Annotated in this window: 11 protein-coding genes and 1 pseudogene; 9 read left to right on the top strand and 3 right to left on the bottom strand. The window is 58.0% G+C overall.

The annotated features are described in order from the left end of the window. Positions 1-13: 13 nt before the first annotated feature. On the top strand, positions 14-1,048 hold the full coding sequence (locus ACIQJ2_RS07880) for a sterol desaturase family protein (RefSeq protein ID WP_400668522.1): 1,035 nt from the start codon (positions 14-16) through the stop codon (positions 1,046-1,048). Positions 1,049-1,237: 189 nt separating this feature from the next. Here the strand turns inward: ACIQJ2_RS07880 and ACIQJ2_RS07885 are convergent, their stop codons facing one another. Then, the gene (locus tag ACIQJ2_RS07885; protein WP_199151535.1) at positions 1,238-2,278 is read right to left on the bottom strand and encodes a LacI family DNA-binding transcriptional regulator; all 1,041 of its coding nucleotides are present in this window, start codon (positions 2,276-2,278) and stop codon (positions 1,238-1,240) included. Between the two features lie 179 nt (positions 2,279-2,457). Here ACIQJ2_RS07885 and ACIQJ2_RS07890 point away from each other — a divergent pair, with 179 nt between their 5' ends. From ACIQJ2_RS07890 to ACIQJ2_RS07900, 3 genes and pseudogenes are all read left to right on the top strand, one after another. Further along, the gene (locus tag ACIQJ2_RS07890; protein ID WP_199151534.1) at positions 2,458-2,775 is read left to right on the top strand and encodes a MocE family 2Fe-2S type ferredoxin; all 318 of its coding nucleotides are present in this window, start codon (positions 2,458-2,460) and stop codon (positions 2,773-2,775) included. After that, positions 2,772-4,013, top strand: coding sequence for an NAD(P)/FAD-dependent oxidoreductase (locus ACIQJ2_RS07895; protein ID WP_400668524.1), 1,242 nt, complete (start codon positions 2,772-2,774; stop codon positions 4,011-4,013). The genes ACIQJ2_RS07890 and ACIQJ2_RS07895 overlap by 4 nt, the downstream gene beginning before the upstream one ends. 160 nt (positions 4,014-4,173) lie before the next feature. Further along, positions 4,174-4,293: pseudogene (locus tag ACIQJ2_RS07900) on the top strand (N-acetyltransferase); the annotation flags it as partial. 181 nt (positions 4,294-4,474) lie between these two features. Here the strand turns inward: ACIQJ2_RS07900 and ACIQJ2_RS07905 are convergent. After that, complete coding sequence (locus ACIQJ2_RS07905) at positions 4,475-6,826, bottom strand: methyl-accepting chemotaxis protein (RefSeq protein ID WP_400668526.1); 2,352 nt, start codon at positions 6,824-6,826, stop codon at positions 4,475-4,477. 495 nt (positions 6,827-7,321) lie between these two features. On the opposite strand from ACIQJ2_RS07905, the gene gstA reads away from it, so the two are divergent. Then, a complete protein-coding gene (gene gstA / locus ACIQJ2_RS07910; protein WP_400668529.1) occupies positions 7,322-7,927 on the top strand; it encodes a glutathione transferase GstA in 606 nt (201 codons plus the stop codon). Between the two features lie 101 nt (positions 7,928-8,028). On the opposite strand, the gene ACIQJ2_RS07915 is transcribed toward gstA, so the two are convergent. Next, positions 8,029-8,817 carry a hypothetical protein gene (locus ACIQJ2_RS07915; RefSeq protein ID WP_400668532.1) on the bottom strand — a complete coding sequence of 263 codons (789 nt, stop codon included), beginning with the start codon at positions 8,815-8,817 and terminating at the stop codon, positions 8,029-8,031. A 190-nt stretch (positions 8,818-9,007) separates the two neighbouring features. Between ACIQJ2_RS07915 and ACIQJ2_RS07920 the strand changes: the two genes are divergently transcribed. The 4 genes from ACIQJ2_RS07920 (at position 9,008) to ACIQJ2_RS07935 (ending at position 13,999) form a co-directional block, all read left to right on the top strand. After that, on the top strand, positions 9,008-10,183 hold the full coding sequence (locus ACIQJ2_RS07920) for an aminotransferase class V-fold PLP-dependent enzyme (RefSeq protein WP_400668534.1): 1,176 nt from the start codon (positions 9,008-9,010) through the stop codon (positions 10,181-10,183). 387 nt (positions 10,184-10,570) lie between these two features. Further along, a complete protein-coding gene (locus ACIQJ2_RS07925; protein ID WP_400668536.1) occupies positions 10,571-12,277 on the top strand; it encodes a putative bifunctional diguanylate cyclase/phosphodiesterase in 1,707 nt (568 codons plus the stop codon). A 34-nt stretch (positions 12,278-12,311) separates the two neighbouring features. Then, on the top strand, positions 12,312-12,827 hold the full coding sequence (locus tag ACIQJ2_RS07930) for a ubiquinone biosynthesis methyltransferase UbiE (RefSeq protein WP_400668538.1): 516 nt from the start codon (positions 12,312-12,314) through the stop codon (positions 12,825-12,827). Then, the gene (locus ACIQJ2_RS07935) at positions 12,824-13,999 is read left to right on the top strand and encodes a methyltransferase domain-containing protein (RefSeq protein WP_400668541.1); all 1,176 of its coding nucleotides are present in this window, start codon (positions 12,824-12,826) and stop codon (positions 13,997-13,999) included. Before ACIQJ2_RS07930 ends, ACIQJ2_RS07935 begins: the two co-directional genes overlap by 4 nt. Positions 14,000-14,078 lie beyond the last annotated feature (79 nt).

The following is a 14,078-nucleotide window of genomic DNA, read 5'->3' on the forward strand; positions in this document are numbered from 1 at the left end:
CGGGAGGCATATCATGGACGACACGCTCTACGGCACGCGCGACAAGCGCGGCGACTGGAAGCCAAAGAAGCTTTTGCAATACCCGCCCGTCTTCATCTGGCCGGCCAAACCGATCGCATTCCTGAAATGGTTCTTCGGATATCCCGGTTATCTGATGCCCTGGAATGTCGTGTATGCCGTCGTCGCAACGCTGCTGTGGATTTACGCGACGCCCTCCATGGAAACCATGAGGACGCTGGCGCCGGGCTGGATCGCGTATTTACTCGTGCGCAATGCCGCTCTGGTCTTCGTGTTTTTCGGCGCCTTCCACCTGCGTCTCTACATGCAGAAGAAGCAGGGCACGAGCTTCAAATACAATAGCAAATGGCCGTCGAAGGATAATTCGGCGTTCCTCTTCGGCAACCAGACCACCGATAATGTGATCTGGACCTTCGCAAGCGCCGTACCTTTCTGGACCGCCTTCGAAGTGGTGACCCTCTGGGCTTTTGCCAATGGCATCATTCCCTATGTGGATTTTGCCGAACACCCGATCTATTGCGCGATCATCATGCTGTCGATCCCGGCCTTCCGCGATCTGCACTTCTACCTCGTGCATCGTCTGATCCATTGGCCGCCGCTCTATCATGCGGTCCACAAGCTGCATCATAACAACGTCAATCCAGGTCCATGGTCAGGTCTGGCCATGCATCCGGTCGAGCATCTCCTGTATTTCTCGGGCGTTCTCATTCATTGGATCGTGCCGTCCAGTCCGGTCCATGCGCTGTTCCATCTAACCCATGCCGCGCTGGCGCCGGCGCCGGGCCATGCCGGCTTCGACAAGATCGTCATCGGCGAGGAAACGGGCATCGATACCCATGCCTATGATCACTATCTCCATCACAAATTCTTCGAATGCAATTATGCAGACGGTGTCATTCCGCTCGACCAATGGTTCGGCACATTTCACGATGGCTCGAAGGAGGCGGAGGATCGTATGAACAAGCGCTTCATGGAGCGCGCCAAGAAATATGCCGAGAAACAAGTGCGCCGCTCCGGCACGACGGGCTAAGGCAAAGTCAGAGCCGGTCGGTCACGCCAGCCGGCACAATGATCTCACAAGCTTGCCGAAGTCATGCTGCGCGCCATATGCGCTACTTTGGCTCTCCCCCCGCCACCGGCCTAGTCGGCCGTCGATGGCGGGAAATGCCGGAGCCTGCGGCCCTCCTTCGCAGGCTCCGGCCTTGTCGTTTTTGTCTTATCACCGAACAGTGACAACCGGCATTCCTATATTCTCCGACGTATAGGTCAGGAACGGCACCGGATCCTGATTGACCGGCACATCGATGATCCCCATTCGCGACAGAATAGTATCCAGTGCCCGCCTTGCCTGTGTCTCCGGCGCTTGATCGAGAACGAGCGTCATCAGGCCCGACGATATGAAGCGCCGGGTTTCGTCGTTGAGCTCGTGCCCAATCCACACGCATTCACCTTTTCTCTGCTCCTGGAAGCGCTGAAGTACCGAGCCGACACCGAGATTGGCGCCGCCGGCATTGTAGACACCGACAGTATCCGGGAAACGTCGCAGCGCCTGTGCCAACAATTCGGCAGATTGCACCTCGTCATCACGACCGAACACGACCTCTGAAAACGCCAGCCCTGTGCTGCCTTTGGAACCCAAATAATCGGAGAATCCCCGAACCCTCTCCCTATGGATCTGATAGGCCCAGCTATGACAGACGGCGACAATACTTCCCTTCACGTGCTGGAGCATACGCGACATATAAAGGCCGGCGGTTCGGCCCGCGGCATAATTGTCTATGCCGACGAACACATCGTCCCTACCGGTGAGATATGAGACGATCTGGACCACTTCGACGCCGGCGGCGCGAACTTTCCGCAAGCTCTCCCTGATCACCGGATGGTCGACGGCTATAACAATCAGACCATGCCGGCGAATGCTGCTGTTGGCGACATGGGCGGCAAATTTTTCCGGATCGCTCTCGTCGATAAAGGTTCGATTGACGGCGATTGAGCTGTCCAGCGAGGCGGCAATACGTTCAAAAGCGCGGTTGAGTCTGCTGAAGAACGGCGACTCCGGCCTGACCAGGATGACCTCAATGCGGATCGTGCCACGATAGACGCTTGGAATGTTTCCTTTGTAACCCAGCCGCTTGGCGGCCAGCACGACCTTCTCCGCCGTCTGCGGCTTCACGCCGCCGCGCTCGTTTAGAACGCGTTCCACAGTCGCTGGGCCGACACCCGCGGCCACGGCGATGTCCACCAGACGTGCCTTCTTCATTCCGCTCCTCCTTGAGGAAAAATGATCATAATCAGCGTGGAATGTGAAGGGCTATCTCGCGCATGCTTGAAACCAGTCGGGGAAAGAAAACGAAGCGCGGTCAAGGTTCGGCGTCAAGTTTTTCCCGACATCTGAAAATGGCATCGACGGCTTGAGCCGATTGCAATGAGGAGGAAGAAATGACCAGCTGGTTTGACGCATGCGGTGCCGATGAAATCGATCAGGAGGATGTCATCCGCTTCGACCATGCCGGGCGAACTTTTGCGATCTATCGCAGCCCGGACGACGAGTATTTCGCCACCGATGGCCTCTGCACCCATGAAAAGATCCATCTGGCCGATGGGCTCGTCATGGATGACACCATCGAATGTCCAAAGCACAATGGCCGCTTCAGCTACAAGACGGGCGAGGCGCGGGGCGCGCCGGTCTGCGTCAATCTGAAAACCTATCCGGTCAAAGTGGAGGGCGATCGCGTCATGATCGGGATCGGAGCATGACCGACGATACGGGCATCATTATCGTCGGTGCCGGCGAATGCGGTGCTCGCGCGGCGTTAAGCTTGCGCGAAAACGGATATCCGCATCCGGTCACCATCATCGGCGAGGAGGTTCACCTTCCCTATGAGCGACCGCCGCTTTCCAAAAAGATTCTACTGGATGAAGGAGATCCTCACGCGTTAGCGGTGCTTGGCCATCATATGCTCCGCGAGCACAACATTCGGCATATTGGCGGCGCAACTGCGATAGCTATCGACACCTCCGCAAAGCAGCTGATCCTTTCGGATGGCCGAACGCTGCCTTACAGCAAACTGCTGCTGTCGACGGGCGCAACGTCCCGGCGATTGCCGAACGCCCCAGCCAGCAGCCGGATAGTGTACCTGCGGACGATCGACGACGCGCTTGCGCTGCGTCCCTGGATCCGCGCCGATATGCATGTCGCCGTGCTCGGCGGCGGCTTCATCGGGCTGGAAGTCGCCGCTTCGGCGCGCAGCCGCGGTGCCAAGGCTACGATCATCGAGGCGCAGGAGCGCATTCTCACGCGCGGCGTACCCGGACCGATCGCCGAAGCAATGGCGTCTCTGCATCGCCGCAACGGCGTCGTCGTCAAATGCGGTGCGAGCGTTCTCGATATTGAAGCGGATAGGCAGCACGTCGCCATTTCGCTGTCCGATGGAGACATGATCACGGCAGACGTACTGGTCGTCGGGATCGGCGCACAGCCCCGCACCGAGCTCGCCGCTCAGGCAGGGATTGCCGTCGATAACGGCATTGCCGTCAACGAACATCTGGAGACTTCGGTTGCTGATATCTATGCCGCCGGCGACTGCTGCTCCTTCCCACATCCGCTTTATGGCGGCCGTCGACTGCGTCTGGAGGCGTGGCGCAATGCGCAGGATCAAGGTATTCTTGCCGCGGCTAACCTGTTAGGTGCAAACCGCACCCACGATGCCGTCCCCTATTTCTGGTCGGACCAGTTCGATCATACGCTCCAGATCGCCGGCCTAGCCGATGAGGGCAGCTCCGTTGTTCGCAGAGATCTTGGCGAGGGCGCCTTCATCCTGTTCCATCTCGACGGCGAGCAACGGCTGGTCGCAGCAAGCGGCGTCGGGCCGGGCAACAGGGTCGCCAAGGATATCAAGCTGAGCGAGATGTTGATTGCCAGACGCCTCGTCTTGCCCGTCGAAGCTTTGGCTGGAGGCGCAAACCTCAAGTCGCTGCTACCGCGAGCAGCGTAACGGCCTCAAGCGATAGGGTCAGGCGCCATATACCGGTGCTGACCTGATCGCAACCATACAGAACAAGACCACACGGCATCTACCTTGCTGATCACCTGACTGCGCCGACCCTTGGTTCACGCAGCATCGCTTCCTTTTCCATCCTGCGACCACAGGCCGCCTGCACAATATATAAGCAGTCTTCGACGATAGCTCCGGCTGCAGAAATTGCCGCTGCGCCTACTGGTATCTTCCGAACGCCGACGACAAGGCAGGATGGGGAGAAGGAAACAGCGGCTGGGCTGGAACCGGATGGGACCACATCCGTGACGACCTATCTGCGGACAATGTTGCATCGAGCGCCATATAAGCTGGGACTCGATGCAGTTGAAGTGGTCCAATTTCCAACCGATTTGGTCAGCAACGACAGCTTTGCCGCTAGTCGCGAAACCGTGCTCCGTCCGCCAGAAGCACTTCAGCGATCAAAAGTCCTCCCAGGCCGGGCTTGTTGCTGCCGAAGTTTTTCCGAAGGCAGAGCGAAGTCTTTCGCCCAAGGCTCTTTGACCGGAAAGCTCGGGCCCTGCATGCGGGGTTGCGGCTGGTCGAGCGGTGCCGGAGGCCGCATCGGTTGTTCTACGTGGCGAGGCGCTTAGCGAAACCACCCTTCCCGCATCCAGTTTGAATTGCCCAAGCCTGGCCGAAAGCGAGGAAACCTCGCTGGCGAGCGTATGCGTTGCCGCATTGGATTCCTCGACCATGGCAGCATTCTTTTGCGTCGCCTGATCCATCTGGTTGACCGCCGTATTGATCTCCTGAAGACCGGTCGACTGTTCCCTGGCAGATTGCACGATCGCCTGTACATTGCGATCGATCAGCTGAACCTCCTGAACCATCGCCCGCAGCGCCTCTCCGGTCTGGCCAACGAGGCTGACGCCTCTTTTGACCTGATCTCCCGACGAGTGAATAAGAGCCTTGATTTCCTTGGCAGCCGTTGCGGAGCGCTGCGCCAACTCCCGGACCTCCTGGGCGACGACGGCAAAACCCTTGCCCGCCTCCCCGGCGCGGGCAGCCTCGACACCAGCATTGAGAGCCAGCAGGTTCGTCTGAAACGCGATATCGTCGATGACGCCGATGATGTTGGAAATCGACTGGGAAGACTGTTCGATGCCGTTCATGGCTTCGACCGCACTGTGAACAATCTCGCCGGACCGCTCGGCATTGCCTTTGGTGCGGCCGACCAAGGCTGCTGCCTCTTCGGCGCGTGTGGTCGAATCCTTGATGGAGGTGGTGATCTGCTCAAGTGCTGCCGCCGTTTCCTCGACAGAGGCAGCCTGCTGCTCCGTACGCCTCGCAAGGTCGTCGGCGCCGGTTCGGATTTCCTCCGACCCGGATTGGATCACGGAGGCATTCTCCGAGAACGAGACCAGCGCAGCTTGAAGTTTTTCAACTGAGGTATTGAAATTGCCGCGTATTTCGTCGAGAGCCGACGTGAATGGCCGGTCGAGCCGCACCGTCATATTTCCATCTGAAAGCTGGACCAGCCCTGCAGCGAGCTCGCTGACGACGAACTTCACTTCCGCTTCCTGGGTATTGTTGATGCGTGCGCGCTCGGCGCGCTCGGCCTCCTGTGTTGCACGGCTTGCCTCCGCCTCGGCTTGCAGGCGGACCTTGTCGCGGTTGCTTTCCAGCAGGATGTGCAACGAGCGCGACAAGTCCCCGATTTCGTCGCGTCTCTCACGGTCCTTGAGTGCAACGCCGAGATCTCCATTGGCGATACGATCGGTTTCGCCGATGACGTTTTCTATCCTTCGAATGAACTTGCGGGCGATCAGCCAGCCGGCAAGTCCAAGAAGAATGGCCGCGATCGAGGTGACTGCGATCGCATTCCTCACGACGCTGTTGACCTGGGCGAAGACGGTGGCTTTCGGAACGACCACGATCGCGTACCATGACGTGGTGTCGGTTAGTTTTACCGGTTCGGCGATGGCGAAATAAGTCCCGCCGTCAGCGCCGGTGATTTCGCGCTCAGTGCCGGGATTGGCAATCAGCTGATCCCAACCTGCGGTCTCGGCACCGCCATCCTTGATGTTTTTTCCGATAAGAGCAGCGTCAGGATGGCTGATTATTCCGCCGGCGCCCGTAACAAGGCTCATGAAGCCCGTTCCCATCGGTCGAATGGCGGAAATGGCCTTCTGGGCATCGTCCAGAGCCATATCGAGCCCCGTGACACCCACCGGCTTCCCATCGATCATGATCGGCTTGGCAATCGAGGTCATCAGCACTTGCTTACCGTCGATCGCATAGGAATAAGGCTCGATGATCACGGTCTTCCGCTGATTGAACGGAAGCTGGTAATAGTCGCCGGCGCCCGCGACAGTGTAGTCGACGAGCGGGACGTTGGTAACTTTGCCGCCGCTGCGGACCCAATAGGGAATATAGCGGCCCGTGGCATCATTGCCTTCCTTACCCGCAAAATCCTTGTCCTTACCGTCGAAGGCATTCGGTTCCCAACCCGTCCAGACGCCCAGCGCGCCCGGATTGCCGTCAAGCAAGTTCTTCAAGACCGCATCGGCAGTCGTCCGGCTCGCGTCATTGGCGATCCGCATGGTGGACAGCACCGTCTCAAGTGAGTTGACGACGGCGATTGCCGCTCCGAGGGTCTTTTCCGATCCCGCTGCGGTCGTGCTGGCGATCTGCTGCATCTCGCTGAGGCTGGACTGACGAATATTGGTGTAGGCGGAATCAATCAAGATCGCCGAAGCTGCCACCGTTGCGACGACGCCGCATGCTGCGACTGAAAAAATATTGCGACTAGTAGCAGATTTCAAAATCATATCACCACCTTGTCGGGTGGCGTTGCGATCACTCGGCGCGCCCCCACGTGCCTTTGAAAGTAATAATATTCCGCAAGCGGCTGACAACAATCAGGACCGCTCACCCACGGAGAAAGCTAGATGTTCTTGATTAAAAATACGTGTATCGAAATATCTCTCAAGCGGCGTACCTCACCATAACTTCTGGTCCCCAAGAAATTCTGACAATCATTTGCAGAGAATTTATGTTTCGATTGGATAGAAGCTGGAATGTCAGGTATTGCACCGCAAAATTAGTAAAAAATATTATAATGCAAGCCGCAGTCCGCACCTGCCCGCGCATGTCGCATGGCGCCAATTATCAAGCCATCTGCAATGGAATGTCACGCGGCGGGATGATCATGCAAGAGATCAACAAGCCCTCGATGAAAGAACTCCGGATCAAGCAAATTTGTCTTGAGCATGAAAGCGTCTCCGTGGCAGTGAGCGGCGGCAAAACCCAGGAGTGTCTAGTTTATGAAATTGTTCTACAAACCCGGCGCCTGCTCGCTTGCGCCGCACATCGTGGCGCGGGAAGCCGCTATCGATCTCGACGTTATTCAGGTCGATCTGGCCACCAAGAAGACGGAGCATGGTGAAGACTATCTCGCCACCAATCCGAATGGTTACGTACCGGCTCTTGTGCTGGAAGGCGGCGAGCTGCTGACGGAATCGCAGGTACTCGTTCAGTATCTTGCCGATCTGAAACCGGAGAGCGGCCTGATGCCGAAAGCCGGCGAGATGGACCGCTACCAGGCTCAGCGTTGGCTGGCCTTCATTTCCAGCGAGCTTCACAAGACGTATGGCCCGCTCTTTCGACCGGATACGCCGGAAGCGACGAAGGACGCAAACCGCGCGCATATCGCCAAGCGTCTCGCCTATGTCGATGCCAGCCTTGAAGGAAAGTCTTATCTGCTCGGCGATCGTTTCACCGCCGCCGACGCCTATCTGTGGACGATCCTGGGCTGGTCCGGCCGTGTTGGCGTAGACCTGTCCGCCTATGCGAATGTCAATCGCTTCATCAAGACAGTCGCCGGCCGGCCGGCGGTGCAGGCTGCGTTGAAGGCAGAAGAGCTGGTCTGACGATAGGCACTAGCCCTTCGTCAGACCAGATGGCCAAATCAAGGCTCACCAAACCGTCGAGCCTGCCCTGATGGGCAGGCTCCTCCTCGCCTCCGTCATGATTAGTTGCTGGCTTTGCCTACGGTCAGTCGGCCGCTGCTGCCATCGGACAGCTTTACCTTTCCCCATGCCGACATGAGATCCGGCGTTCTTGTGACTTCGACCCGCCCCGTGCGACCGTCCGAACATTTGACCGGAAGGGTGATCGTTGGGCGTCGGTCACGAAGATCATAGGTGCCTGAACATTTCACGGAACGCCGTGACGACTCGACCGAAAAGCGCCCCTTGCTGCCGGATGCGACGGTGGTGCCCTTGAAAATTTCTCCTGAATCCATTCGGGCGCCAGCGGGAAGAACAATGTCGCCACGTCTCTCATCTTGCGGCCTCTTTGGACCGGAGCCGGCAGTTCGCAAAGCGCGCGAAATGCTTGGCGTCATCCCACCCCCGGTCATAAACCGCGTATAGTCATCATAGGAAATAGTGCCGCGCGCAATTCCGGTCAGCATTCGGCGGCAAAACTCGCGACGAACGTTCGCTTCCGACACGTTCAAGAGCTTTGCCAGCTTCTCCTGCACATCGGGCTTGATAGCGCCGTGGCTGCATTCCTCTATGTTCCAATTGAGGGTATCCGGATCGCTCAAGATGTTTCTGCCATAACCATAACTACTCTTGTTGGCCACCACCGATTGGGCTTTCGCCGCCAACGGAAGGGCCATCACGGCCATGGCCGCCAGAATCATTATTTTTTTCATTCCACCCCCCTCGCTACTTATCCCGAAATCATGAGTAAGCCCGCGCGAATTGTGAAGTGCTCTCAACGTTAAGTGGACAAAAGAGACAGGAATATCCACTGCTTATGGCGCCTCGTCCCCGGAGTTCCGTCAAGTCCAGCGACGAAGACCATCCTGATAAGTCCAAGGTGCATCGCTGCGACCAGTTGCACCACCACCGCACCGCTATATGTTTCAACAGCACGACGACAAGGCGAGCACTGCGCGACGAGCGAAAGCCGGCCGCTGTTCCCGGAGAAGGCACGACCAAATGATCGATCTCTTGAATGTTCGGGCTGATACCCCCGGTGTCGAACATTGCGTCCACTTGAACAACGCGGGCGCCGCCTTGATGCCGCGGCCCGTCCTGGATGCCATGACCGGCTATCTGAGGCGCGAAGCCGAAATCGGCGGATATGAGGCGGCCGAGGAAGCACATCGGAGATTGGATACGGTCTATGCCAGCGTTGCGAATTTGCTGGGCGCTCGACCGGAGGAGATCGCGCTGACGGAAAATGCCACTGTCGCGTGGCAGATGGCGTTCTACTCCTTCACCTTCAAGCCGGGAGATCGGATCCTCACGGCGCGCGCGGAATATGCGGCCAACTACGTGGCCTTCCTGCATGCCGCGAAGACGCAAGGCGTTGAGATCGATGTCGTGCCAAACGACGACAACGGCGTCCTCGATCCCGAGGCACTAGAAAGCATGATCGACGATCGTGTTCGTCTCATCGCGATCACTTGGGTTCCGACGAATGGCGGGCTGGTCAATCCAGCCGCAGAAGTCGGCCGGATCGCCCGTCGCCATGGCGTGCCCTATCTGCTCGATGCCTGCCAGGCGGCCGGGCAAATGCCCATTGATGTCGATCATCTCGGCTGTGACATGTTGACGGCTCCGGGCCGCAAATTTCTTCGTGGGCCTCGTGGCACCGGCTTCCTCTACGTAAGGCAATCATTGCTCGCACATTTGCATCCGCCCGTCATCGACCACTTTGCAGCACCCTGGGTCGAGCCCGACCGATATGAGTTGCGCACCGACGCAAGGCGTTTCGAGAGCTGGGAGAACAACTATGCGGCGCGCTTGGGCCTTGGCGTTGCGATCGACTATGCACTTGCCCTGGGGCTCGAACACATAGAGGCGCGCTGCCAATCACTCGGCATGCTCTTGCGTGCGGAATTGCAGCAATTACCGGGGGTTCACGTGTATGATCTCGGACCGAAACCGGCGGCGATCGTATCTTTCTCGATAGACGGTCACCCGGCGGAAACCGTCAGGAGTATCCTTGCGGAAGCGGGCATTCATGTCAGCATATCAAGGGCGTCAAGCACACTCCTTGACGCGACGGCTCGCGCCTTGCCGACGCTGATCCGGGCCTCACCCCATTATTACAATAGGGAGGATGAAATTTTCGCGCTCACCGAGCGTTGCCGCCGGCTGACCTGCTAGGTGAAGCATCGGCGTTTCAGCTCGCCCTTCAAAACTGCAACCGGGTTGGCTTCAGGCCCAGGAAGTTTCACTTTCCTTCCGGCAAATGTAAAAACTACAACCTCCACGCCATTCGCCGGCGGCGGACACACCTTACAGCGTGCAAGAATGAGACAAATCGCAAGATTTTCCATCCCTTTAACTCACTTGCACTTCAACAATCATTGCTAATTGAACGCCTCGTAATATATTCGTTTAAAGCGGTTGCCACGTTCTGGTAATTTGCGACCCGCGCCCGTGCGCCGGATGAGGCTGCGTTGTCGATGCGCAAGCTCCGATGCGAATGGACCGGTTCAAATGGGACAGCGGCCGTATTGTTGTTCGGCCGGCTTGGGAGGGCGAGGCCATATGCCGGAAAACCGAGTGGACCGGTCGCAGCGAATTCCACACGAGTCCGAATCTACCAACCGCCTGGAGGCGGCGGTTTCACTTTGGGATCTCGATCTCAAGCTGCTCGACTCCTCGAGAGCGTTTGGAGATCATATCGCCCTCGCATCCAAAAAAGAGCTGACATTGTGGGAAGCCTATCCCGCACTTGCCAAGCCGGTTCTTGCCGCACGGATCAGGCAGGCGATCGATACCGGCGAACCCTGCACGATCCAGATCGACACGCCGAAAAAGGGGAAATGCAGCTTCCTCATTTCCCCTATACATACGGGGCTCCTGATTATCGAAACCAAGGCGGCGGGCATCGGAATCGGCCAGCCATCCGACGACAGCGAAAAAGCGCAACTCATCCATCAGGCAACGCATGACGCCCTGACCGGCTTGCCGAACCGTCGGCAATTCAGTGCGGAGCTCGCGCAATTGCTTCCGGCGAGCGGCAAGATCGGGCCTGCGCTGATGCAGCTCGATCTCGACGACTTCAAGCCGGTCAACGACACGCTTGGCCATGGCGCCGGCGATATCGTTTTGAAACTCGCCGCCGAAAGGATCAAGGAAACCCTTGGTCAGGGCGGCACGGTATATCGTCTCGCCGGCGACGAATTTGCCATCATCCAGGTCAGGCCGCAGCAGGCCTTCGAAGCGGAAGAATTGGCCGACGCGCTGGTCACGGCGTTCAAGAAGCCGTTCATCGTCAACGGCATCTCCCTGTTCGTCGGCGTCAGCGTCGGTGTCGCGATCGCGCCGCGCGACGGCAACGAGGACGAGCAATTGATGAAGGCGGCCGATGTTGCCCTCTATGCCGCCAAGAAAGAGGGACGACGGCGGGCGCGAACCTTCGACCCAACCATGTTGATCGTCGTGGAACAAAGGGAATTGTTGCGGCGCAGCCTGCGCGTGGCGCTCCAGCGCGATGAGTTCTTCATCGAGTATCAGCCGCTGGTGGAACCTCCATCCACGGTCGTGGGTTTCGAGGCCCTGTTGCGTTGGCGGCATCCCACACTTGGGATCATACCTCCGGCGGCATTCATTCCCATGGCGGAAGCCGATGGCCTTATGCGCGAGATCGGCCAGTGGATGCTCGAAGAAGCCTGCCGCGAGGCACTTTCATGGCCGGGGCATTATACGCTTGCCGTCAATCTATCGCCTGCCGAGTTCCTGACGCCCGGGCTTACCGATCGCGTATCGCAGACGCTCGATGTCGTCGGGTTTCCCGCCGAGCGCCTGGAACTGGAGATCACGGAGGGCGTACTACTGGAGCGAACCATCAACAATCTCGACACGCTGAACACGTTGAACGTGCTCGGCATACAGATTTCCCTCGATGATTTCGGCACCGAGTATTCCTCTCTCAGCTACCTGAAGAATTTCCCCTTCGATACGATCAAGATCGATCGCTACTTCATCAAGGATCTTATGCAGGACACGAAGAGCCAAACCATCGTTCGCTCTGTCATCGGCTTGGCGCACGGCCTTGACATGCGAGTGACGGCAGAGGGCGTCGAAACGCCGCAACAGGCTGGATGGCTGCTGCAGGAGGGCTGTGATCGGCTCCAGGGCTATTGCATCAGCCCGCCGATGCGGGCCGAACGACTTGAAGAATTCATAAGACAAGGCGGACGCGCGCAGTCGATGGCGACGACGTTCGATGAGCTTCACGTCAGACCGTGATCCTCGAAACGCTTTTCATCCAGGAGCTTCTCAAGTGGACACCACAGAAATGCAAGCGGATAACGCGTCTCAACCATTGCTCGAGCTGGAAATGGACATGGCGTCCTTCGCGGCGGACTGGCGGCATTGCGATCAATGCGCTGCCTATGTCGCCCACATGGTCAGCCACGATCGTCAAGACCCCACCCGCCACGCCAACCTGCTTTCTGCCGCTTTGAACGAACTCTTCGAAATGTCGTTCCATACGCGCGCTTGCAACGGTGCATTAACCTGCCGTTTCTATCGGAACGGCTCGATCGAACGGATCGAATTGACGTTTCCCTGTTCGGACGAACAGCGCGCCTCCTACGAGACTATCATCGAACATGCGAGGATCGGTCAGGCACTCGCCCATTATCTCGATGTCATTACCGATGATGCCGCACGCGCGGAGCAAGCAATCCTTTTCGGATTGCTGGTCAATTACGATGCCAACATCAGACTGCAAAAGCAGGACACGGGCATGCTCACCCTTGTGGTGGACCTAGCGCTTGAAAGGCTCCTCAATTGAGCAACCCTCTCCCCAACCGTTTCACCGCACAATTCGACCCCAACAACCAGGAATTTTCCCTATCCGGGGTGTTCAGGCCGCATTCGGTCTCCGAACTTGCCGATGACCTGGCCCTTCTGCGCACCGGCATCGAGACGGTGAACGGCATCTGCTACATCAATCTGAAGCGCGTCACGCACATGAACAACACCGCGTTCCGCGCGCTGACGCATGTCCTGCTCGATGCAACGCGCTCAAGGCCGGATCTCAAGCTGACGGTCGTAGCGTCCAGCGTCGTTGCATGGGCGTCGCGGCTCTTCCGCCACCTGAGCGATCTTTCGCCGAATATCACCGTGGATATCTACGATTCCGCTTTTTATCCGGGCCAGACCTTCGTTGAAAACCAGAGCTTCATACCGATCCTCCGAACACAGACGAAAATGACGTGGCGGCACGAGCGAGAGATCTTGCCGCGCCACGGACTTCGCGAGGGCATGAACATCGCCGATATCTGTTGCGGCATCGGCGATTTCGCCATGCTGGTGCGAAAGGACTTCAAGCCGACGCGGATTGTCGCCCTCGATCACTCGATCCCGAGCCTGGACTATGCCCGCAAGGTCGCGGAGGATTTCGATGTACAGGATATCGAATATACCTATGGCGACGCATCGCAGATGCTGTTCGAAAGCGACCAGTTCGATTTCGTGACCTGCAGGCATTCGCTGCAGATCTTCGATCGCCCGGATGTCCTGCTGCGAGAGCTCTATCGGATATGCAAACCCGGAGGCCGCGTCTACATCACCAACGAGAAGAACTCCCATTGCCTCGGAGAGCCGAGAGCCGAGAGCATTCAGTGGACATATACTGAGGTCGCCAAGCTCTTCGCTCACTTCGACATGGATGTCGAGATGGGTCCGAAAGGTCGTCGCATGCTGCTGGATGCAGGCTTCGCGGACGTCAGGATGGAAAGCTTCATGGTCACCAATCTCGACGGCGATCCGCAGGATTTCGCCGATATCATCACGGCATGGCAGAACGTCTACGCCGACGAGATGGCGGTCCGACGTGGCGATTCTCCGGAATTCATAGAGAAATTCAAGCAAGGTTTTGCCGACCACATCTTTGCCGCCCTGCACCCCAGAGGCTATGCGGGCTGGCCGATATGGGCCACCTCGGGACAGAAACCGCTATGATGGAAACCTCATTGGCCAAGAAAAAGCTCGGATTGCGCTCCTTTCGCGCCAAGTTTCTGATCGTTGTCGGCGGCGCCGT

Source organism: Rhizobium sp. NPDC092011, assembly GCF_044756305.1.
Taxonomy (GTDB): domain Bacteria; phylum Pseudomonadota; class Alphaproteobacteria; order Rhizobiales; family Rhizobiaceae; genus Rhizobium.